17 protein-coding genes are annotated in these 23,004 nt (G+C 44.5%); 12 read left to right on the top strand and 5 right to left on the bottom strand.

Annotation, left to right across the window (positions count from 1 at the left end; all coding sequences use genetic code 11):
- Positions 1 to 7 precede the first annotated feature (7 nt).
- Together djlA and L4C44_RS15670 are read left to right on the top strand one after the other, a co-directional pair.
- A complete protein-coding gene (gene djlA, locus L4C44_RS15675; protein ID WP_371713704.1) occupies positions 8 to 862 on the top strand; it encodes a co-chaperone DjlA in 855 nt (284 codons plus the stop codon).
- Positions 863 to 921: 59 nt separating this feature from the next.
- Positions 922 to 1,467 (top strand): DUF924 family protein, encoded by a 546-nt coding sequence (locus tag L4C44_RS15670; protein ID WP_428805340.1) that lies wholly within the window; start codon positions 922 to 924, stop codon positions 1,465 to 1,467.
- A gap of 97 nt (positions 1,468 to 1,564) precedes the next feature.
- Here L4C44_RS15670 and L4C44_RS15665 read toward each other — a convergent pair whose 3' ends face one another.
- The 5 genes from L4C44_RS15665 to leuA all read right to left on the bottom strand — a co-directional run bounded on the left by L4C44_RS15665 (position 1,565) and on the right by leuA (position 7,420).
- Complete coding sequence (locus L4C44_RS15665; RefSeq protein WP_428805339.1) at positions 1,565 to 2,347, bottom strand: DUF547 domain-containing protein; 783 nt, start codon at positions 2,345 to 2,347, stop codon at positions 1,565 to 1,567.
- A 190-nt stretch (positions 2,348 to 2,537) separates the two neighbouring features.
- A complete protein-coding gene (leuD, locus tag L4C44_RS15660) occupies positions 2,538 to 3,140 on the bottom strand; it encodes a 3-isopropylmalate dehydratase small subunit (RefSeq protein ID WP_285955132.1) in 603 nt (200 codons plus the stop codon).
- Between the two features lie 14 nt (positions 3,141 to 3,154).
- Complete coding sequence (leuC, locus tag L4C44_RS15655; protein ID WP_428805338.1) at positions 3,155 to 4,567, bottom strand: 3-isopropylmalate dehydratase large subunit; 1,413 nt, start codon at positions 4,565 to 4,567, stop codon at positions 3,155 to 3,157.
- A 117-nt stretch (positions 4,568 to 4,684) separates the two neighbouring features.
- Positions 4,685 to 5,776: a 3-isopropylmalate dehydrogenase gene (gene leuB, locus L4C44_RS15650; RefSeq protein ID WP_146490490.1), complete on the bottom strand. Its 1,092-nt coding sequence runs from the start codon at positions 5,774 to 5,776 to the stop codon at positions 4,685 to 4,687.
- 96 nt (positions 5,777 to 5,872) lie between these two features.
- The gene (gene leuA, locus L4C44_RS15645; protein WP_060983000.1) at positions 5,873 to 7,420 is read right to left on the bottom strand and encodes a 2-isopropylmalate synthase; all 1,548 of its coding nucleotides are present in this window, start codon (positions 7,418 to 7,420) and stop codon (positions 5,873 to 5,875) included.
- A 568-nt stretch (positions 7,421 to 7,988) separates the two neighbouring features.
- Between leuA and L4C44_RS15640 the strand changes: the two genes are divergently transcribed.
- The 10 genes from L4C44_RS15640 to L4C44_RS15595 all read left to right on the top strand — a co-directional run bounded on the left by L4C44_RS15640 (position 7,989) and on the right by L4C44_RS15595 (position 22,963).
- Positions 7,989 to 8,648: a TetR/AcrR family transcriptional regulator gene (locus tag L4C44_RS15640; RefSeq protein ID WP_146490491.1), complete on the top strand. Its 660-nt coding sequence runs from the start codon at positions 7,989 to 7,991 to the stop codon at positions 8,646 to 8,648.
- Positions 8,648 to 9,985, top strand: coding sequence for an efflux RND transporter periplasmic adaptor subunit (locus L4C44_RS15635; protein ID WP_428805337.1), 1,338 nt, complete (start codon positions 8,648 to 8,650; stop codon positions 9,983 to 9,985). The genes L4C44_RS15640 and L4C44_RS15635 overlap by 1 nt, the downstream gene beginning before the upstream one ends.
- Complete coding sequence (locus L4C44_RS15630; protein WP_428805336.1) at positions 9,982 to 13,089, top strand: efflux RND transporter permease subunit; 3,108 nt, start codon at positions 9,982 to 9,984, stop codon at positions 13,087 to 13,089. The genes L4C44_RS15635 and L4C44_RS15630 overlap by 4 nt, the downstream gene beginning before the upstream one ends.
- Before the next feature lie 216 nt (positions 13,090 to 13,305).
- Positions 13,306 to 13,830 carry a phosphatase PAP2 family protein gene (locus L4C44_RS15625; RefSeq protein ID WP_146490494.1) on the top strand — a complete coding sequence of 175 codons (525 nt, stop codon included), beginning with the start codon at positions 13,306 to 13,308 and terminating at the stop codon, positions 13,828 to 13,830.
- A gap of 54 nt (positions 13,831 to 13,884) precedes the next feature.
- Positions 13,885 to 14,955 carry an MJ1255/VC2487 family glycosyltransferase gene (locus L4C44_RS15620; RefSeq protein ID WP_146490495.1) on the top strand — a complete coding sequence of 357 codons (1,071 nt, stop codon included), beginning with the start codon at positions 13,885 to 13,887 and terminating at the stop codon, positions 14,953 to 14,955.
- A 346-nt stretch (positions 14,956 to 15,301) separates the two neighbouring features.
- Positions 15,302 to 16,261: a transcriptional regulator LeuO gene (leuO, locus tag L4C44_RS15615; protein WP_060983006.1), complete on the top strand. Its 960-nt coding sequence runs from the start codon at positions 15,302 to 15,304 to the stop codon at positions 16,259 to 16,261.
- Positions 16,262 to 16,462: 201 nt separating this feature from the next.
- Positions 16,463 to 18,271, top strand: coding sequence for an AMP-dependent synthetase/ligase (locus L4C44_RS15610; protein ID WP_146490496.1), 1,809 nt, complete (start codon positions 16,463 to 16,465; stop codon positions 18,269 to 18,271).
- A gap of 459 nt (positions 18,272 to 18,730) precedes the next feature.
- Positions 18,731 to 20,470, top strand: a complete 1,740-nt coding sequence (locus tag L4C44_RS15605; RefSeq protein WP_146490497.1) for an acetolactate synthase 3 large subunit — start codon at positions 18,731 to 18,733, stop codon at positions 20,468 to 20,470.
- A 1-nt stretch (position 20,471) separates the two neighbouring features.
- The gene (gene ilvN, locus L4C44_RS15600; RefSeq protein ID WP_008219984.1) at positions 20,472 to 20,966 is read left to right on the top strand and encodes an acetolactate synthase small subunit; all 495 of its coding nucleotides are present in this window, start codon (positions 20,472 to 20,474) and stop codon (positions 20,964 to 20,966) included.
- A 113-nt stretch (positions 20,967 to 21,079) separates the two neighbouring features.
- On the top strand, positions 21,080 to 22,963 hold the full coding sequence (locus L4C44_RS15595) for a sensor domain-containing diguanylate cyclase (RefSeq protein WP_146490498.1): 1,884 nt from the start codon (positions 21,080 to 21,082) through the stop codon (positions 22,961 to 22,963).
- Positions 22,964 to 23,004 lie beyond the last annotated feature (41 nt).

The following is a 23,004-nucleotide window of genomic DNA, read 5'->3' as shown; positions in this document are numbered from 1 at the left end:
ACACATAATGCAAATATTTGGCAAAATTTTGGGCGCGTTTTTTGGCTTTTTATTTGGAGGGCCACTCGGTTTAGTTTTTGGTCTGTTTTTAGGACATCAATTCGATAAAGCTCGCCGATTGAACCAATCTGGATTCAATAGCTCTGGTTTTGGTCGAGGGCCAAGTCAAGCAGAAAGACAGAGTGAGTTTTTTAAATCCGCTTTTGCGGTTATGGGACATGTTGCTAAAGCGAAGGGACAAGTAACACCAGAAGAGATTCAGCTTGCTTCTACCATGATGGAGCGCATGAACCTACATGGCGAGCAACGTAAAGCGGCGCAAGATGCTTTTCGTGACGGTAAAGAGAGTGACTTCCCGCTGAGCGACGTACTTGAGCGAGTGAAAATCTCATCGGGTGGTCGTTTTGATCTTCTACAGTTCTTTCTTGAGTTGCAAGTATCTGCTGCATTTGCTGATGGGAGCTTGCACCCAAGTGAGCGTCAGGTCTTGCATAAGATAGCTCAAGGTCTAGGGTTTTCTGCAGAGCAATTAGAACGCCGCTTGCAGATGCAAGAAGCTGCATTCCGTTTCCAACAGCAAGGCGGAAGCTTTGGTGGTCATCAAGGCCATGGGCAATCATCAGGTTGGCAACAGGCTTCACAGCAGAATCAGCTTGGCGATGCTTTTAAGGTACTAGGTGTGAGTGAGAGTGCCGACGGTAAAGAGGTCAAGAAAGCTTATCGTAAGCTGATGAATGAGCACCACCCAGATAAACTGATGGCGAAGGGCTTGCCTCCAGAGATGATGAATGTTGCGAAAGAGAAATCGCAAGAGATTCAAAATGCTTATGACCTGATAAAAAAAGTTAAAGGTTTTAAGTAATCGAACACTAAAGCGAGTCATGACATTAAATGACTCGCTTTTTTATTAAAGGGAATTATATGACGGTAACGTATCAGGATGTTCTAGAGTTTTGGTTCGATGAGTTGACGCCTAAAGATTGGTTTACTGGCGGCGCCGAGATTGACTCTTTGATAGAGTCTCGATTTTCTGAACTGCACAAAACTGCGACTCAAGGTGAGCTGTTTGAATGGCGACAAAACGCACAAGGGCGATTGGCAGAGATTATCGTGCTTGATCAGTTTTCTCGAAATATTGGTAGAAACAGTCCGGCAGCTTTTTCGGCTGATCCGATGGCGTTGGCTCTAGCGCAAGAGGCGGTAGCGGGTGGTTTTGGCCACCAACTTAACGAGCAACAAAAAAGTTTCCTGTATATGCCTTATATGCACAGTGAGTCTTTGTTGGTCCATGAACAAGCCGTGGAGCTCTTTTCTCAAACGGGATTAGAACATAATTTGGATTTTGAGTTTAAGCACAAGATTATCATTGAGCGATTTGGTCGCTATCCGCACCGAAATGAAGTGTTAGGACGAACTTCGACTCCTGAAGAGGTTGAATTCTTGCAGCAGCCAGGTTCAAGTTTCTAGTTTTAGAATTCAGTGAAATAGATGAAAAGAGGCTAGTGGTTGATAAAACCCTAGCCTCTTTTTTGTTTTGCTTTAGTTATGAAGTTTAGCGTTAGAGCTAGTTAGCTTGGTTGAGCGACCAGTCATAGTCATAACTGATATTTTGAGTATTGGCGACTGCTTCTGTTCGATATTGGTCTAAGTGTTGAATGAGTTGTTTCTCTGTACCAAAATCCACGGCAAACCAATCGTAAATCGATGATAGCTGGAGCTTATTATTTGTAACCAGTACGCCTTTGTCACTGTTTACAAACTCATGAGCAGCTTGCTCTCGCAAGGTTTCAGTATTGTCAGAGGTAAAAGCATCAGGCTGCAAGTTAGGGCAACTTAGGCTGGCACAGTTAACTGCATAATGCGTGCGTGGATCTTGCCAAATCGGTCTTAGGATTCGATGTTCAATATCGTTGAGTGTCAGTGACTTACCGTTTACGACTACTACATCATCTCCCCACGGCCCGAAACTAAATAGTCCGCCAAGTTTAGTGATGGATTTTATCGGGTAGGCATCAAGAATCAAATCGACAGTCACGGCGTTGTATAGGTTAACCCAATAGGCATACTGCTCTGCTTTTGAATAGTCGAGCGGATTAACTTGTTCGAGTTGCTTGATGTATTGCTTGAGCTTTTTTTTATCGGCAGTGTTCACTGCTTTATAGCGAACTAGGGTATTTTGCCCTTGTTTAACTAGGTAGTTATCGAGAAATTGCTGCCAATCTTGGTGAGATACTTGTTCTAGATTGGTTTCATTGCTTTGATTCCAGTACCGCCAAAGATCGGATTTAGGCGCAGACCAAACTAAGGTTGAGAAAAGTAGGCTGACAATAAAAAGTAGTTGTTTCATGGCATTCTCCTGATGACTGACTATTAAGACCTTATGGCTTACCATTTTCTTTCATGGCTCTTCAGTTAAATAACGAACTTGGTCAAATAAAGAAGAAGTTTAATAATGATATTCAGCTAAATAAAAAAGGTTGGCACTAGGCCAACCTTTTATGTTTACAGAAACTGTGTGATTCTATTTCAAGACTTCTTTATTTCAGGAAGCTAGGAATCTTAGCTTCAAACTCTGAGATCTTATCAGCATGTTGAAGTGTAAGGCCGATATTATCTAAACCATTCAGTAAGCAATGACGGCGGAACTCATCAATTTCAAACGAGTACTGTTTACCATTTGCGCTCACTTTCATTGCTTCTAGATCAACGGTGATTTCTGCGCCTTCATTTGCTTCAACGAATTGGAATAGCTCATCCACTTCTTGCTCAGTCAATCGAACCGGCACCATTTGGTTGTTGATCGAGTTACCGTAGAAAATGTCGGCAAAGCTCGGTGCGATCATCACTTGGATACCGTAATCGGCAAGCGCCCAAGGTGCATGTTCACGAGATGAGCCACAACCGAAGTTTTCACGAGCTAGAAGAATTGAAGCGCCTTGGTAGCGTGCTTCGTTCATTACAAACTCAGGGTTTGGTTGTTTGCCAGCGTCATCTAGGAAGCGCCAGTCATGGAATAAGTGTTTACCAAAACCGATGCGGTTCACTTTCTGTAAGAACTGCTTTGGAATGATCGCATCAGTATCGATGTTGGCCGTATCTAGAGGAACGACTAATCCGGTGTGTTGTTGAAAACCTGACATGTTAAATCCTCTAATTAAAGTTCACGAATATCGACAAAGTGACCAGCGATCGCTGCGGCTGCTGCCATAGCTGGGCTAACTAGGTGCGTACGACCATCACGGCCTTGGCGACCTTCAAAGTTACGGTTTGATGTAGAAGCACAGCGCTCTTGTGGACCTAGACGGTCGTTGTTCATTGCAAGACACATCGAACAACCCGGTAGGCGCCACTCAAAACCAGCTTCTTTGAAGATAACATCTAAGCCTTCCGCTTCTGCTTGTGCTTTTACTTGCTCAGAACCCGGAACAATAAGCGCTTGGACATGCTTCGCGACTTGGCGACCTTTTGCTACCGCGGCTGCTGCACGCATGTCTTCGATACGCGAGTTAGTACAAGAACCAACGAAGACCTTATCAACGTTGTAATCTGATAGAGATTTGCCTGCTTCAAGGCCCATGTAAGCCAACGCTTTTTCAGCCGATGCTTTTTCAACAGGGTCAGCAAAGCTTTCTGGTGCTGGGATTGGTGTGTCTACCGAGATAACCTGACCTGGGTTGGTTCCCCATGTGACTTGCGGTTTGATGTCTGCCGCTTCTAGCGTGACAACAGCATCGAACTCTGCGTCAGCATCGGTTTTCAATGTGTCCCAGTATTCAATTGCCGCTTCTAAGTCTTCCCCTGCTGGAGAGAACTTACGACCTTTGATGTACTCGTATGTCGTTGCATCTGGAGCAATTAAGCCAGCTTTCGCACCAAGCTCAATTGCCATGTTACATACCGTCATACGACCTTCCATCGTAAGGTCTGTAATTGCCTCACCACAGAATTCAACCACGTAGCCTGTACCGCCAGCAGCCGTTGTTTTACCGATGATCGCTAGCACGATGTCTTTTGCAGTGATGCCCGGAGCAACCTTGCCTTTTACTTCGATCTTCATGGTTTTAGCGCGAGCTTGTTTTAGCGTTTGAGTTGCTAGAACGTGCTCAACTTCTGAAGTACCGATACCGAATGCTAATGAACCAAATGCACCGTGTGTTGCCGTGTGTGAGTCACCACATACGATGGTCATGCCTGGTAGAGTAATACCTAGTTCAGGGCCCATTACGTGCACAATACCTTGGTATTTGTGGTTTAGGTCGTAAAGCGTGACACCAAACTCTTCACAGTTTTTCGATAGCGTTTCCATTTGGATACGAGCCATCTCTCCAGAAGCATTAATGTCTTTGGTTTGAGTTGATACGTTATGATCCATGGTCGCAAAAGTTTTGCCTACTTGGCGAACTTTACGGCCTTTTTCACGCAGACCATCAAAGGCTTGTGGCGACGTTACTTCATGGACTAAGTGGCGATCGATATAAAGAATTGGCGTTTCGCCTTTCGCTGCAACTGCAACGTGTGCGTCGTAAACTTTTTCGTATAAGGTTTTTGCTTGCTGGTTTGTCGACATAGCTGTTCTTCCTTGGGAGCATCAGTCCCAGTGTTTGTTTCGAGCCAAGTCATGCGGTTTAAGCTGACTTGGCTTGATATTATTCTTATGTACTTGCTTTTAATCGGAACATTTAGCCTATGAAGCTAAGATGTACTCTGCGATCTTGTCACCCATTTCAGAGGTAGTAAGCGCTTGGTTGTTACCTGCAAGGTCTGCTGTTAGCTCGCCTGCAGAAAGTGCTTTAGACACCGCTGCTTCGATGTCTTGTGCTGCTGCTTCTTCGCCTAGGCTGTAACGAAGCATTAGCGCAGCAGAAAGAATTTGCGCTACTGGGTTCGCGATGTTCTTGCCTGCGATATCTGGCGCGCTGCCACCTGCAGGTTCGTATAGGCCGAAGTTACTTTCGTTCAAGCTTGCAGAAGGAAGCATACCCATAGAGCCGGTGATCATTGCACACTCATCAGAGATGATGTCACCGAAGATGTTTGAACATAGCATTACGTCAAACTGAGATGGATCTTTGATTAGCTGCATGGTCGCGTTGTCGATGTACATGTGGTTTAGCGTGACATCTGGGTAATCTTTCGAGATTTCTTCAACCACTTCACGCCATAAGATAGAGCTCTGTAGAACGTTCGCTTTATCGATTGAGTAAACGTTTTTGTTACGTAGACGTGCAGATTCAAAAGCAATCTTTGCAATGCGTTCGATTTCGTAACGGTGGTAAATCTCAGTATCAAAGGCTTTTTCAGTTGCGCCTTCGCCTTCACGACCTTTAGGTTGGCCGAAGTAGATGCCGCCTGTTAGCTCACGAACAACAACGATGTCGAAACCATTACCTGAAATGTCAGCACGCAAAGGAGAGAAAGACTCTAGACCTTTATGGATTTGTGCAGGACGTAGGTTACAGAACAATTGGAAGTGTTTACGCAGGGGAAGTAGAGCACCACGCTCTGGTTGATCGTTTGGTGGAAGGTGTTCCCACTTAGGGCCGCCAACCGAGCCAAATAGTACTGCGTCAGATTCTTCACAGCCTGTTACTGTCGCTTCTGGAAGTGGACAGCCGTGGTTATCAATTGCGATACCACCAACATCATACTCTTCGCGAGAAAAGCTAATTGCGTGTTTCTTTTCGATCGCGTCTAACACTTTATGTGCTTGCTGCATTACTTCTGGGCCAATGCCATCACCAGGTAGTACGGCAATCTTGTATGATTTATCAGTCATGTTAATCCTTTAATTCTTGTTACTGAGCTGTTCGCTCGTTTTAAATTTTGTCCCTAAAGCCAATAACATCGGCTCTAGGGCTTTGTTATTGGGTGTTTAAACTGTCGCGATTCTTTGCTGTTTCATTTCAGCAATGGTGTCTGCGCGTTGAATGCTATTAATAACGTGCAGTAGCGCCTGACCAGAGGCCTCAACGATATCCGTTGAAACGCCCGTACCGTGGTATTTACGGCCTTTATAGTTAGCAATAATATCAGCTTGGCCTAGGCCATCTTCGCCTTCACCTTTCGCGGTAAGGTCGAATTTATCCAAGGCAATCTCGTAACCCGTTAAGCGGTAGATACATTGGTATAAAGCATCAACAGGGCCGTTACCAACAGCCGCTTCGCATTTCTCTTCATCGCCACATTGAAGCTTGATGCTGGTGGTAGACATAACACTACCAGATTGCACGCTTAGGTAGTTAAGTTTATAGAAGTCATCTTCGTCGCGTAGGTTCGCAAAGTGCATTAGTGCTTCAAGGTCGTAATCGAACACTTGGCCTTTACGGTCAGCTAGCTTCAAGAAGTCTTCGTACAATGAATCTAGGCTGTACTCGTTGTCTTTGTAACCCATAGCATCCATGTGGCTCTTAACGGCTGCACGACCGCTGCGGCTTGTTAGGTTCAATGCTTTGTTCTTCAAGCCAATAGACTCAGGCGTCATGATCTCGTAAGTGTTCTTGTTCTTAAGCATGCCATCTTGGTGGATACCTGAAGAGTGGCTGAATGCGTTAGCACCAACGATTGCTTTGTTGTCTTGAATTGGCATGTGGCAAAGCTGGCTAACCAACTTACTGGTACGGTGAATCTCTTTGTGATCCAAACCAGTATGAACACCTAATAGCTCTTGACGAGTTTTGATGATCATTGCGATTTCTTCTAAAGAACAGTTACCCGCACGCTCACCAATACCATTGATTGTGCCTTCAATTTGTCGAGCACCCGCTTGAACCGCAGCAATTGAGTTGGCAACCGACATACCTAAATCATCGTGGCAGTGAACAGAGATGATCGCTTGATCGATGTTTGGTACGCGATCAAATAGCGTTTGGATAATGCCACCGAATTCATTTGGTACTGTGTAGCCTACAGTATCTGGAATGTTGATGGTTTTTGCGCCAGCGTTGATAGCAGCTTCAACCATACGACATAGGTTGTCGATAGGTGTACGACCTGCATCTTCACAAGAGAACTCAACATCATCGGTATAGTTACGCGCATGCTTTACAGCTTTTACTGCCATCTCGACAACATCGTCGTAGCTGCGACGTAATTTGTCTTGAACGTGAACCGTCGATGTCGAAATAAAGGTATGAATACGGAACTGCTCAGCGACTTTTAACGCTTCTGCCGCTGCGTCGATGTCTTTCGCAACTGCGCGAGAAAGTGCACAGATTCGGCTATCTTTAATATTCTTCGCGATGGTTTGTACAGATTCGAAATCGCCTGGTGATGACACTGGGAAACCGGCTTCAATAACATCTACACCCAGTCGTTCAAGTGCATAAGCGATCTGTAATTTCTCTTTTACCGTAAGGCTTGCTGCCAACGCTTGCTCGCCATCACGTAAGGTCGTGTCAAAAATTATCACTTGATCGTTCATGGGTGCTTCCTTATATCGATAATGAATCGATTGCTATCCAAATTATTATTAAGAATGATGTTCTTTTAAAAGTGCCAGTTACAAAAAAACCCGCTCAGCGCGGGTTTTAATATTTGTGTAGTTCTTGACCCACAACTTACCCGCGCGATTGGTTCACGATAAGGAGAAGTTTCAGCAGTCGAGAAGAAGAAAAAATCATTACACAAATATCCGTAAATAAACTGTTAACACCATATTTACCGGAATTTATTCTGAGCGTCAAACAAGAAAATCCAATATCAGCGTGCATTGGCGACGTTTTGGTTTGGTTTGTGCTGCTTTGTGTTGTTTTGTTGGCTGAATCATCTGATTGGCGGTTTTGTATTGGGGGGTTAGTTTATCGTTTGGCTTATGTGTAGGTTAAAACTTTGTAGTAAATCTTTTTGATGGAACGATTCACCAAAAAAATCACAAGCGTGACCAAATTAATTAATCACTTGATTAAATAGTGAGTAATTAATCTTCTACTGTTACGCCTGTTTATCTCTATAATTAATCATATGATTAATTATAGAGATGGGTTTTTGCCATGACGGCACGAAAAGCAGGGCGACCTCAAAAGAACTTAGATGTTCGACAGTTATTGATCGAGCATGCTCGTGATCTGTTTGTCGTTCAGCCATACGATAAGGTCTCGACACGTTTAATTGCTGATCGTGCGGGTGTGAACATTGCGATGATCCGTTATTACTTTGGTAGTAAGGCCGGGCTGTTTGAGGCGATGCTGCGTGAAACGCTACGACCGATGCAATTGCAGATGCAAAGGTTGGTTGAAGAAAGCAGCCATGAGAACTTTCTTGATTTAATGCGGACTTACTACAAAGAGATGGTCAAGGTGCCCAAGTTTCCTCGCTTGATAGCTCAAGTGATGAATATGCCGCCTTCAGAGGTGCAGAGAGAGTTGCTAGAGAAGGTCTTTCTTGATGTAACCAAACCTGCTCAAGATGTCATTTTTGAAAAACTGGTGGCACAAGGCGTCTTAAGAAAAGATATGGATCCTAAACTCTGTCGCGTGTCGTATATAAGCTTGATGGTATTTCCATTCATTGCGCCGCCTCCTCTATTAGCAATCCATGGTATTGAGATTAATGAAGAATTTCTTAACCGCTTAATCGAACACAACATTAAATTGATGACAGAAGGCTTTATAAATACGCCTAGCCCTTCTTCTGTGCAGGACCAAAGATAATGAAAATAAATAAAAAACTACTCTTCTTTCCAGCACTTGCGGTTGGTGTGATTGGCCTTGTCGCCGCGATTAACTTGAAGCCGGATCTGCCAACCAAACCTGCAGGTGATAGAGCCCGCTTAGTTGATACAGTAAGCCTAGAGCAACAACTGATAGCGCCGTTAGCGGTTGGTTTTGGCAAAGTGGTGCCGAAAGTCGAATGGAAAGCGATTGCTGAGGTGACAGGACAAATAGTGTATCGACACCCGGAGCTTGAAAAAGGGCAGGTGATCCCTGCAGGAACGGTTGTACTCAAGGTTGATCCATTGGATTACGAATTGAAACTGATACAAGCAGAGGCGGATCTAAAATCAAGCCAAACCTCATTAGCGAAACTGAATCAAGAAGAAGACAACCTTAATCAGACTCTTAAGATCGAAAAGAATCGCTTAGTGATCAGCAACAAAGAGCTACAACGTAAACAGGATCTGCGTAAGAAAGGGCTAACTTCTCAGTCTGATGTCGACCTGCAACAACAAAGCGCATTGTCTCAACAGAAGCTAGTGTTGGATATCGCGAACCAAATTGCTTTAATGCCAGATGAAAAACGCGTCGCGGAAGCGGTGATTAAGGTCAACGTATCTAAAGTGAAAGAAGCACAACGCTCTCTCGATAAGACTACCATAACCTTGCCAAGAGCGATGCGAATAGCTCAGGTTGATATTGAACAAAATCAAGTGGTTAATCTTCAGCAAGAGATGTTTATTGCTCACGGGATTAATGTCATGGAAGTGGAGGCACAACTTTCTATTCACGATATGCAAACTTTAGCCTCCAGTTTTAACCAGTTCCCTCGCGATGCAGCAGGAATCCCTAATCCTTATGAAGCGCCAATCAAAGCAAGCATTCAACTTAATAGCGGCAACCTGAACCTTAGCTGGCCTGCGAAGGTGGCAAGAATCAGCGAAACAGTTGATGAAAACCAAGCGACGGCGGGGATTATTCTCGAGATCGCTCAAGATTACTCACAATTGCAACCAGACAGCGCAACGCCTTTGGTCAACGGCATGTTTGTCAAAGCTGAGATTGAGGGTGTAGCGAATCTGAGTTGGGTGGTTCCAGAGCGAGCACTGCATGGTGATAAGGTTTATCTGATGGATGACAATCAGCGTTTGCAAGTGGTCAATGTTGAAGTGCTTTATCGCAGAGACAATCAAGTGGTTGTGAGTGGCGAGCTACAAACTGGAGATAAACTGGTGCTCAATGATGTTCTGCCAGCAATTGAAGGCATGTTACTGAAAGAGTCGAACTCTGAAGAGGCTGAGCTTGAATCAAATACTCAGGAGAGTGCGTCATGATCAAGTTTTTCTCTCGGCACCCAACAGCAGCAAACTTGCTGATGCTTGGGCTGTTGATCTTAGGTATAAGTTCACTATCAACCATCAAACGTGAAACCTTTCCCGCTTATGACCCGCCTTACATTATGGCTGCGATTGTTTATCCCGGCGCTTCTCCACAAGAAGTGGAAGAGAGCTTATGTGTGCGAATGGAAGATGCAGTAGACGGGTTAGCTAACATTGAAGAGACTCAGTGTGAAGCGATCGAAGGCAGCGCTCGTTTAATTCTCAAGTTAAATGAGAAAGCGGACATCGGCCGAATGCTGGTGGACGTGCAAACTCAGATCAACTCGATCAATGACTTCCCAACCGAGATTGAATCACCTGTTGTTCAAGAGCTAGATTGGAATGAACCAGTTGTTGATATCGCCATCACAGCCGAAACGTCGTGGCCGGAACTTAAGGCCTACGCGGAAGAGCTTAAGCGCACTATGAAGCTCGATTACGGTGTATCTTTGGTCGAGGTCAGCGGCTTCTCAGATCATCAATATCGAGTAGAACTGGATACCCAAGCCATTCGTCAGCTGGGTTTGAGCGTCGGTGATATCGCCGATCAGATAGGCCGTCAAAATGTAAAGCTTCCGAGCGGTAACGTTGAAACACCAGACAAGAACTTTTTGATTCGTTTTGACGAGAGGCGAATTACGCCTGTTGAACTGGAAAGTATCGTGGTTGGATCTGCGCCGAATGGTTCGGTGATTCGCTTAAGGGACATAGCCAAAATAACCGACCGCTTTGAGCTTGATGAACAGAAGGTACTGTTTGATGGTAAGCCTTCTGCGCTATTGAAGATCAGCAAAAACAAAGAAGATGATGCGCTACGAATCAAAGAGAACGTGACCCGATTCGTTGAAGATCAAAGCGCGATTGCCCCTGATGGTGTGACATTGCAAATGACCAATGATCTCTCGTCTGTACTTTGGGATCGTCTAACCATGATGGTGAGCAATGGTTGGCAAGGTATTGTGCTGGTGTTTGCCACCATGTGGTTGTTCTTCAGTTTGCGATATTCATTCTGGGTTGCGGCAGGTTTACCCGTAGCCTTCCTTGGTGGCTTGTTCTTAATGGCCAACCTTGGCCTGTCGATCAACATCATGTCATTGGTCGGCTTATTAATGGCGATCGGTATTATGATGGATGACGCCATCGTGATTGCCGAATCGATAGCCTCCCATTTAGATCGGGGGCAGAGCGTAGATGATGCGGTGTACAACGGCGTTAAGAAAGTGCTTCCCGGAGTACTGTCTTCTTTCCTAACCACTGTGTGTATTTTCGGTAGCTTACTGTTTCTTGATGGTGAGATGGGCGCGGTGCTTAAGGCCGTTCCTCAAGTCTTGATTTTGGTGCTGTCGTTGAGCTTGATTGAAGCCTTCCTGATTCTACCTAATCACCTATCTCATTCATTACACAAAGAAAAGAATGACAAGCCAGCGCTGCGTTTTAAGGTTGTGTTACTTGAGAAGTTTGAGAACTTCCGTAATACCACTTTGATGAACATGGTTGAGAAAGTCGTGACCTTCCGCTACGCCTTTATGGGCGGAGTGATTACGCTGTTGTTGCTTTCTGTAGCCTTGATTGCTGGTGGCATTGTTAAGTTTCAACCTTTTCCTGAGCTGGATGGTGATATTGCCGAGGCACGTATCATTCTTCCGCCGGGCGCATCATTGTCTCAAACCGAAAAAGTGGTCGACAAAATTGTCGCGTCTGCTGAGCGTTTGAACAACCAATGGAGCGAAGAGGTTGAAGAAGGCAATACATTGGTCGAGCATATCACCAGCCAATTCAATGCCAACGCCGATGCCAATGAATCAGGCCCACACTTAGCCACAGTGCGCTTAGATTTACGCGGAGCAGAGAGTCGTAATACGATTATCGATGACTTCATTGATGCGTGGCGTGAAGATATTGGCGATTTAGCGGATCCTATTTCATTGGTGTTCAAGCAACCCACTATGGGCCCGGGCGGTCGTGCTATTGAGATTCGTGCTAAGCATGATGACCTGAGTGCATTGAAATCGGCCTCTTTGGATATTCAGGAATACCTCAATCAGTTTGATGGCGTACACGGTGTGCTTGATGACATGCGCATGGGTAAGGAAGAGATCTTAGTGAAGCTGCGCCCTGGAGCCGAAACCTACAATGTGAATGGGCAGATGATTGCATCTCAGTTACGAGCGGCTTTCTTTGGGCAAACGGCGGATGAGATTCAAATCGGTGTTGAGAATATCTCGATTGAGGTTCGTCTTGATAAAGAGCAAGCGGGCGACATACAGCAGCTGGCTAACTTCCCAATCATTACCGCAGATGGCAGTCAGATCCCGCTAGCAACATTGGCGACATTAGATTTCCAACGTAATTACGTGCGAATCCAGCGCATTGATGGGCTGAGAACCATCAGCATCTTTGGTGATATTGACAATAAGAAAGCGAGCTCATCCGCGATTTTGGCTCAGTTCCAAAAAGATGAAGCAGCCAAGCTTGTTCAGAAGTACCCAGGTTTACGCTTTGATTTCGAAGGGGAAGCTAAAGATGCAGCTAAGACTGGCGCCTCGATGGGCAAAGGATTCTTACTCGGCTTATTCGGCGTGTTTGCGATCCTTAGCTATCAGTTCAGAAGCTACTTAGAGCCTGTGGTCGTGATGTTAGCCATTCCACTCGCCTTTATTGGAGTGGTTGTTGGTCACTGGATACTTGGCCACTCTTTAAGTATGCCTAGCATGATGGGCTTTGTGTCGCTTGCCGGGATTGTGGTCAACGATTCTATCTTGTTGGTGCAGTATATTCGTCACCATGTCGATGAGGGAGATAGCGTGCATGACTCAGTGGTGAAAGCCAGTCGCGAGCGTTTCCGTGCGGTATTTTTGACCTCAATGACGACAGCCGCTGGTTTGTTACCGCTACTAACGGAAACTAGCTTGCAGGCTCAGGTTATCCAGCCATTGGTTATTTCGATTGTGTTCGGCATATTTGCCTCGACCTTACTGGTGCTGTTTATGATCCCAGCGGCCTACGCGATATTGGCGGATTTCGGTTTGGTGAAAAAGCACGAGCCACTCTCGTTATAGAGTCTTCGTTTATTCGTTTTTAAAGAAATAACAAACAATAAAGCGACCTTGAGTCGCTTTATTTGTATCTGTGTGATCACACTCAAGCTTGGGATGCACAATTTAGTTGAGTCATTTGCTTCAAAATTCATTTTAGTTCATTAAAAACGTCACTTAACTGTCATTTCAGGGGAATAACTTGAGCCTTAACTGAATAAGGATTGTTAAGGAGAACGTATGCGTACCATCGAACCTATTGTCCGCTGGGATGTGGCATTTTCTGTTTTCTGTTTAAAGAACCGTTACAGCGGGCAACATGCAACCTTGAGTAAAGCGGTGTCTCATACTGGAGATGGACACCTTTATGTTTTGATTGCTTTGGTTGCACTGCTGGCTGATAGCAACACAGGTCGAGATTTTCTTTTGGTGGGCTTAACCGCTTTTGCTATCGAACTGCCTATCTACTGGCTGGCCAAAAATACCCTCAAGCGCCGTAGACCAGCTGAATTCTCTTCACTGCTTCACTCTCATATTGTGCCATCCGATAAATACAGCCTGCCTTCAGGGCATTCCGCTGCGGCTTTTGTTATGGCGACCCTAATTGGACATTTCTATCCGAGCTTGTACCTCTTTAGCTTGGTGTGGGCAACTGCGATTGCAGGCTCTCGAATCCTGCTCGGTGTGCACTTTTTAACGGACGTACTGATTGGTGCAGCCTTGGGCATCGCTTGTACTAGCCTTGCTATCAGTTTCATCCTGTAATCATTTTGTTGGCAATCACTGCCGAGCTAAAGTGGTAAATTCAAAGGAACATGCATGAAAATTTTATATGGTGTACAAGGTACGGGGAATGGTCACATCGCGAGAGCGAGAGCAATGGCTGTGGCTTTTCGTCAGCAAAATATCGATGTCGATTTTCTATTCTCAGGTCGAGAAGCGAGTAAATACTTTTCGATGGAAGCGTTTGGCAACTATCAGACTCGCAGCGGCTTAACTTTTTACAGCGAGCAGGGGCAGGTTAAATACGGCAAAACATTCATCAAGAATAACATCTGGCGATTTCTCCGTGAGATTAACCAGATCGATCTTACGCCTTATGACTTAGTGATTAATGACTTTGAGCCTGTGACTGCATGGGCGGCTAAGCGGCAAGGTGTGCCATGCATTGGGATAAGCCACCAGAATGCGTTTCGTTATGATGTACCCAAAGAAGGGGGCAACTGGATTGAACATTCAGTGATTCAACATTTCGCTCCAACCGAGCACTCTATTGGTTTGCATTGGTATCACTTTGAACAGCCGATTTTACCACCTATTGTTCATACACCTATTGTTCACACGCTGGTTGGTAATGAACAAACCAAAACAGCACCAGATTTTACGTTGGTCTATTTGCCATTTGAGGAGATTGAGTCGATCTCAGAGCTGCTGATGAAGTTCATTTCCCATAATTTTGTTTGCTACCACCCGAATGTCATTGAGCATAGCCGAGTCGAAAATATTGAGTTTAAACCACTCAGTCATGCAGGCTTTCAATTCGACCTAAACCAGTGCTCAGGTGTGGTAGCCAATGGCGGCTTTGAATTGCCATCTGAAGCCCTAACCTTGGGGAAAAAATTGCTTCTCAAACCACTCGAAGGACAGTTCGAACAACAGAGCAATGTGGCGACGCTAGAGGCTCTTGGATTAGCTCAAACCATGACCTTTTTAGATGCGGCTATCTTGCGTACTTGGCTCAGTGAAAAACAGGCTGAAGTGGTCACTTACCCTGACGTGGCAAGTGCACTCGTTGAATGGCTATTAGCGGGGAATTGGTCTAATCAAGACGACTTAAGAAAGCAACTTTGGGGCAAGGTAGATTTTCCAAGTTATGCATCGCTCACCTAACTCATAAGTGTTATTTCTGAATGGGCGGGCCAACCAATTCATAGGTTCAATAAGTTGTAACAATTGTAACCAAACGATAGAACAGCTAAATAAGTCGAAATGAAACTCATAAGTGAAGCATTTTATGTTTTTTTATAACTCTATAAGTTTCTGATTTTTAGGTGTTATTTAATCATTAAGATAAAATAAAATTATTCTTTATCAATCTTGTTGGTAGCTCGAGATGTATTGGTTAATAGTAATGGTAATCCGAAATGTATCGGTCTGATAAATATAAGAATTAGTGGTTATCTATTCCCATACCATTACCAATTTAACGCTGTCGAACCGACAAGAGGCAACTTGAATGTTAGAGAAAAAAGACGCAATGAGTGCAATTGCAAGCTACAGAATGGAAAGCACACTTCGTGGAGTTGACTTAAATCTTTTGACTGTATTTGATGCAGTTATGCAAGAACAAAACATTACACGTGCAGCTCACAATCTGGGTATGTCTCAGCCTGCTGTAAGTAACGCTGTTGCTCGTCTAAAAGTGATGTTTAACGACGAACTATTCATGCGTCAAGGTCGTGGTATTCAACCGACTCAACGTGCTCGTCAGTTGTTTGGTCCAATCCGCCAAGCGCTACAGTTAGTACGCAACGAACTACCAAGTTCTGTGTTCTCTCCAGAGTCGTCTTCTCGCCTGTTCAAACTTGCGATTTGCAGCCCTTGTGACATGCGTTTTGCTCCTAAGATTATGTCGACAATCAATGACCAAGCACCTAGCGTTAAACTGCACATGGATGCTGAATTCGATCGTCAACTTTCAGAGCGCATGCGCTACCAAGAAATCGACTTCGTTATTGATTACGCTCGTTTTGATGAGCAAGGCTTCTCAAGCACTGAAATCTTCCAAGATGAATTAGTTGTGGTTGCTTCTGCTTCTCACCCACGCATCAACGGTGAAGTTTCTGCGGCAGAGCTGCTTAACGAAAAACACGCAAAACTGTCTCGCATCCATGGTCAACGTAGCTTCTCTGAGCAAGCTTACCGTGACCTAGATTGCACGCCTTTCTATGAAGGTACGAGCTTGAGCAACGTTCTTTACGTTGTTGGTCAATCTGAACTAGTAACGATTGCTCCTCGTTGGATGGTAGAGCATGCAGCAAATAAAGAGCAGCTTCAGATTCTAGATTTCCCATTCGATAATGCGGCTATTTCTGGCTTCCTAAGCTGGCACGAATCAAGTGAAAAGGACAAAGGACACATTTGGTTACGAGATCAGTTAATGATGATCTGTGGTGAAGTCGTGGCACTTAACTAGACACTAATCCCTATGTTTTATAAGCCCTAAGCTAGGAGTCTGGCTTGGGGCTTTTTTGTACCTGCTATTTTTGTTGATAGAAAACTTAGCGTGAGACGTACTATTACTTATAACTTTGAGCTTCATCAGTTGCCTTTTCCATGATCAGAGGTACACTTGTGCGCTCAAAAAAGCTTACAGGTGTAAGCCAAAGGTAAAGAGATGGCCAATTTAGATTTTCATATCGTAAAAAGACTTCGTGACCAAATTGCCCAAGGCGGCAACCGTACAGCTTTGAAGCACAAAGTAGACAATGTATGGCAAGGCATTAGCTGGGAACAGTTTGGACAACAAATCGATACGCTTTCATTAGCACTGTTGGCTCAAGGACTGAGAGTTCAGGATAAGATCGGTATCTATTCGAATAATATGCCTCAATGGACAGTGGCAGATTTTGCATCTTTACAAGCGCGTCTTGTGACTGTGCCGATTTATCCGACGAACACAGCAGCACAGTCTTCTTACATCATCCAAAACGCAGATGTGAAGATCTTATTCGTTGGCGAACAGGTTCAATTCGATGCGGCTGTTAGCCTGTTTGAAGAGTGCGAACAGTTAGAAGTGGTTGTTGCTATGTCTGATGACATTGACCTTCAAGGCCACAACTTTGCAGTATCGTGGACTGACTTCATGGCGCGTGGCGTTGAAGCACAACAAGCTGAACTTGACATGCGTCTTGCTGATGCAAGCATGGACGACTTACTGACTCTTATCTATACCTCTGGTACCACAGGTCAGCCAAAAGGCGTAATGCTTGATTACACCAATATTGGCTACCAGTTAGAAGGCCACGATGAGCGCCTTAGCCTAAGCAAAGACGATGTCTCACTGTGTTTCCTACCTCTGTCACACGTATTTGAGCGTGCTTGGACGTTCTACGTTCTCTATAAAGGCGCAACCAACTGCTACCTGCAAGACACGATGCAAGTGCGTGATGCGTTAAGCGATGTGAAACCAACAGTAATGTGTGCGGTTCCACGTTTCTATGAGAAGATCTTCTCTGCGATTCACGAGAAGGTATCTAAAGCGCCATTTATTCGTAAAGTGCTATTTACTTGGGCGGTGAACATGGGAGCAAAGCTTTCAGTTTGTCACCAGGAAGGTCGTACTCCATCGTTAATTCTGAAAAAGAGCCATGCACTAGCCGATAAGCTTGTGCTATCTAAACTGCGCGCTCTACTAGGTGGCAACATCAACTTTATGCCATGTGGTGGCGCAAAGCTTGATGAGACGATTGGTCGTTTCTTCCATGCTATCGGTATCAACGTAAAACTTGGTTACGGCATGACAGAAACCACAGCAACAGTATCTTGTTGGGATGACCGCTGTTTTAACCCTGATTCGATTGGTATGTCGATGCCGGGCGCAGAAGTAAAAATTGGTGCGAAGGACGAGATTCTTGTTCGTGGTCCAATGGTGATGCGTGGCTATTACAAGATGCCAGAAGAGACAGCTAAGACATTCGATGAGCACGGTTTCTTGAAAACTGGTGATGCGGGTCATTTTGATGAAAATGGTAACCTGTTCATTACCGATCGTATCAAAGAGCTGATGAAAACCTCTGGTGGTAAGTACATTGCACCGCAAGTGGTGGAAGGCGCGATTGGTAAAGATCACTTTATCGAACAGATTGCTGTTATCGCTGATACGCGCAAATTCGTTTCTGCGCTGATTGTTCCTTGTTATGACTCACTAGAAGAGTATGCCAAAGAGCTTAATATCAAGTATCACGATCGCGTTGAGCTTGTTAAGCATCACCAAATCGTCGAGATGCTAGAAAAGCGTGTGAATGACCTACAGCAAGAACTGGCTAAGTTTGAGCAAGTGAAGAAATTCAAACTGCTACCAAAAGCATTTTCTATGGATGATGGTGAGCTGACACCAACTCAAAAATTGCGTCGTAAAGTTATCAACGATAAGTATCAAGACGAAATCGAAGAAATGTACAATGAAAAGCCAAAAGATAAGTAGTTTTCTGCTTAGATAAATTTTCAGTTGTTTAAAAATCCCCCTACGGATGTGATTGCATTTTTAGGGGGATTTTTTGTATCTAATGACACGCACAATGTGCGAAAACGCACGCCAGAAAGCTCGCTGTTAATCGAAAAATAGCGATCTTTCGAAATATTAAGTGCTTTTTTTTGTCTGGTAACCAGTTTTTAAATCTATCATTTAGGTCTTGGGTGGGTTTTATTTAATGCTTTGAGCTAATAGTTGGTTTTTTGGCACAGTGGCCGAATAACAGGTGTTAGACCAGATGATAATAAAGCGTTAAAGTTGTTTCGTATTACTGTTTGTTGTTATCACGACAGACAGCCATAGCCGAAAAAGTGGAAGTATTTCGAATTAGGCTACGAATAAGCCCTAGACTATGAAAAACCAGCCCAACATGTTCACCAAATATGATTGGAAACTGGTGAGGAGAGCAATATGACAACAAAACCTGAAACAGCAATGTTATCCGGCGCTGAGATGGTGGTGCAGTCTCTGATTGAAGAGGGTGTAGAACAAATCTTTGGTTACCCGGGTGGTTCTGTACTTGATATCTACGATGCGCTGCATGCTAAAACTGCTGAAATTAAACACGTATTAGTACGACACGAACAAGCCGCTACCCACATGGCAGATGGCTATACTCGTTCTACTGGTAAACCGGGTGTAGTACTTGTGTGTTCTGGTCCAGGTGCGACCAATACCGTTACTGGTATTGCAACAGCCTACATGGACTCAATCCCAATGATTGTTATTTCTGGTAACGTACCAAATAACCTTATTGGTAACGATGCCTTCCAAGAGTGTGACATCGTGGGTGTATCACGCCCGATCGTTAAACACAGCTTCTTAGTTAAGAAAGCGGAAGATATCCCTGAAGTCGTTAAAAAAGCATTCTATATTTCAACGACAGGACGTCCCGGTCCTGTGGTTATTGATCTGCCCAAAGACATCTTAAACCCACAAATCAAGCTTCCTTATGAATACCCAGAAACGATCAAAATGCGTTCGTACAACCCAACGGTTACGGGTCATAAAGGTCAGATTAAAAAGGCGCTAAAAGCCCTTCTTGAAGCGAAGAAGCCAGTACTTTACGTCGGTGGTGGTGCGGTTATTTCTGAGGCAGATAAACAGCTAATCAAATTAGCTGAAGCACTGAATTTACCCGTAGTAAGTACCCTAATGGGGCTTGGCGCTTTCCCTGGCACTCATAAGAACTCTTTGGGTATGCTAGGTATGCATGGTTTGTATGAGGCTAATATGGCGATGCATAATGCTGATCTTATCTTTGGTGTCGGTGTACGCTTTGATGACCGTACGACCAATAACCTGGATAAGTATTGCCCGAACGCAAAGATCATGCATATTGATATCGACCCATCGTCGATCTCTAAAAACGTGAAAGTGGATCTGCCTATCGTAGGTTCTGCGGAAAAAGTACTAGAAAGCATGGTTAACCTGCTGATTGAGCAGGGCGGCACTAACGATGCGCAAGCTCTAGAGTGCTGGTGGAGTGAAATCAAGCAGTGGCAAGATCGTGATTGCCTAGCTTATGAAAAATCTTCAGAGTGCATCAAACCACAACAAGTTATTGAAACACTTCATAAAGTAACTAATGGTGATGCTTACGTTGCTTCGGATGTAGGTCAGCACCAAATGTTTGCAGCATTGTACTACCCATTCAACAAGCCACGCCGTTGGATTAACTCTGGTGGCTTAGGCACGATGGGCTTTGGTCTGCCTGCTGGAATGGGGGTTAAGTTTGCTAAGCCAGACGAAGAAGTGGTTGTGGTAACGGGTGATGGCAGTATTCAGATGAACATCCAAGAGCTGTCGACTGCGCTGCAATATAATATCCCAGTTAAGATTATTAACCTTAACAACCGTTTCTTAGGCATGGTAAAACAGTGGCAAGACATTGTTTATCAAGGCCGTCACTCTAACTCATATATGGACTCTGTTCCTGATTTTGCTGCTATCGCCGAGGCTTACGGCCACGTTGGTATGCGTATTTCATCTCCGGATGAACTGGAATCAGGTTTGGAAAAAGCACTGGCGATGAAAGACCGTTTGGTATTTGTCGATATCAGTGTGGATGACACCGAGCACGTATACCCAATGCAGATCAAGGGCGAGGGTATGGATAACATGTGGCTAAGCAAAACGGAGAGAACATAATATGAGACACATCATTTCACTATTAATGGAAAACCAACCTGGTGCACTTTCTCGTGTGGTTGGCTTGTTTTCTCAGCGTGGCTACAACATCGAGTCTTTGAACGTATCTCCAACCGATGATCCGACGCTGTCTCGTCTGAACGTAACCACTAACTCAAGCGAAATGCAGCTTGAGCAGATCCAGAAACAGCTACATAAACTAATCGATGTACTTAAGGTACAAGAAGTGTCTGAGCTTGAGCATATCGAGCGTGAGCTGTTGATGGTAAAAGTACGCGCGAGCGGCTTTGCTCGTGCAGAAGTGAAGCGTACGGCTGATATCTTCCGTGGCCAAATCGTTGATGTAACGGCTTCTCAATATACGGTTCAAATGGCCGGCACTAGTGAGAAGCTTGATGCCTTCATTCAGGCATTGTCTGAAGTGACGGAAGTGCTTGAAGTAGCTCGAAGTGGTGTTGTTGGCATCGCACGAGGCGAACGTGCGTTGAAAGCCTAGGCGATAAGTCTTTAAAAAATAACTTAAAAGCCGCTTTTTTAAGCGGCTTTTATTTTGTTAATTTTTTAGAGTGCTATAATCCTGCGCTGCACTTCCATTCATCTGAGTTAGCAATGCGAAATAAAAAATCAATAATTACATTGCTGATTATCTCTATCATATTGTCTTCTGCAGTATGCCTGTATTATTTACAGCGCTACAAAGAAGTACAACAGCAGAGCTTTGACTACTCGGCTAAGCAAGCCGTCCATCAGTTAGTGTATGCCAAGCGAGATTATGATCTTCTTAAGACTCAGTTAGTCTCGGTAATGGAGCTACTAAGTCATAGCCAGAGTTTGGTTAACTTTGCTTCTTCTCCTTCAGACCAAACCAAAGGTCTACTTGAAGAGGTCTGGCAATCTGTTCTTGTGAATCAGAAGTGGTATACACAAATCCATCTGTTAGATATCACAGGTAAAGAACTGGTGCGGGTTAATTATTCCTCTGATACCGGTAGGGTGACGCTACCTCAACACCTGCAAGATAGGTCAGATTCTAACTACTTCCAATACGCTCAAAAACTAGAAGCCGAACAGATTGGCGGTTGGGGTATTGAGCTTGAAACGGAGCATGGTGAAGTCACCTTCCCGTATTCGCCGGTAATCCGTGTTTTTACCCCCGTAGAAACCCCAGACGAAAGAGTAGGCTACCTTGTCATCAATCTCGATGTATGGGGCTTATCGTCGCGTCTGAGCTTTTCACCTGATAACGATCTTCGAGCAGAAGTTCTCAATGACGCGGGCTACTTCATTGCGAGTAACAACAGCGGTAAGTTGTTCGGAGACTCTATTCCTGAAAGAAAAGGCTACAACCTGAAAAATATCGCGCCGAAGACATGGGATGCGATCTCCAATGATCAGGTAGGGTACGTTTTTGAAGATGGTAATTTGTTTGCCTTTAACACGGTTATGCTCGCGAACAGTCAAAAGGTTCATTTACTGATTCAACTTAATCACAAGCAATTGATGGATCGGGCTGAGCGTGATCTGAATGATCTGGCCTATGAAGAGATCATTGTTTTGATTACGGTGCTGATTTTCGCTTTCCCGTTTGCTTACATTGTGACGCACTATCGACGCCGAAGTCTAGAGAGTAAATTGGCACGCGCCGCATTGAATGGCATGTCGGCAGTGATGATCTCTGACAAGCAACACCGCACAATGATGATCAACAACGAATTTGAGAACATGACTGGGTACAGTAAAAAACAAGTTATTGGCCAGAATGCATTGCAGTTGTTGCTTGAGAATACCGACCAAGTGCTCTCAAGTTCGACCATCTGGAGCCATTTAGAACAAGAAGAAGTATGGGAAGGGGAAGTTCAGTGTAAGAACAAGTTACGTATTCCTTTTACTGCGATCATGCGAGTTCATGTGGTCAAAAACAGTTCGGGCAAAGTCAGCTACTACATCACTTCGTTGGTTGATATTTCCGTAAGGAAGGAGCTTGAGGTGCGTTTGAGGATCTTAAGTGAACGCGACTCTTTGAGTAATCTCTGGAACCGACGAAAGTTCGAAGAGCAGTTGGCTTACTATTCTCGCTTGGTTGAGCGTTATCCTAATGAAGCGACTACGTGCTTAGCCTTAGTCGATATCGATAACTTTAAGCGAATCAATGACGAACTTGGCCACGATGAAGGCGACCGTGTGATTGCAAGTGTTGCTAAGCTTCTGCAAGATAGCCTTCGTGGGACTGACTTTGTTGCACGTGTCGGAGGAGAAGAGTTTGCACTCTTGATGCCACACACCTCACTGCCGGAAGCAAAACGCGTATTGGAACGATTACGAATCGAGATTGAGCTAGCAGCTGGAACTAAGGTAACGGTGAGTGTTGGCTTTACGGATTTAACCAGTAACAGCACTCGTTCATATAAGTGTGCTGATGTTGCACTTTACGAATCTAAATCGTCTGGCCGTAATACGGTCTCTATGTGTCCTAGCTACGATGATGTCGCTTAGGTTCGCTTCTACCTAGTCCTCTTTTCTATTTGCTTAACTTC

Source organism: Vibrio satsumensis (assembly GCF_050337435.1).
GTDB lineage: Bacteria > Pseudomonadota > Gammaproteobacteria > Enterobacterales > Vibrionaceae > Vibrio > Vibrio satsumensis.
This window is presented reverse-complemented; position numbering and strand designations above follow the sequence as displayed.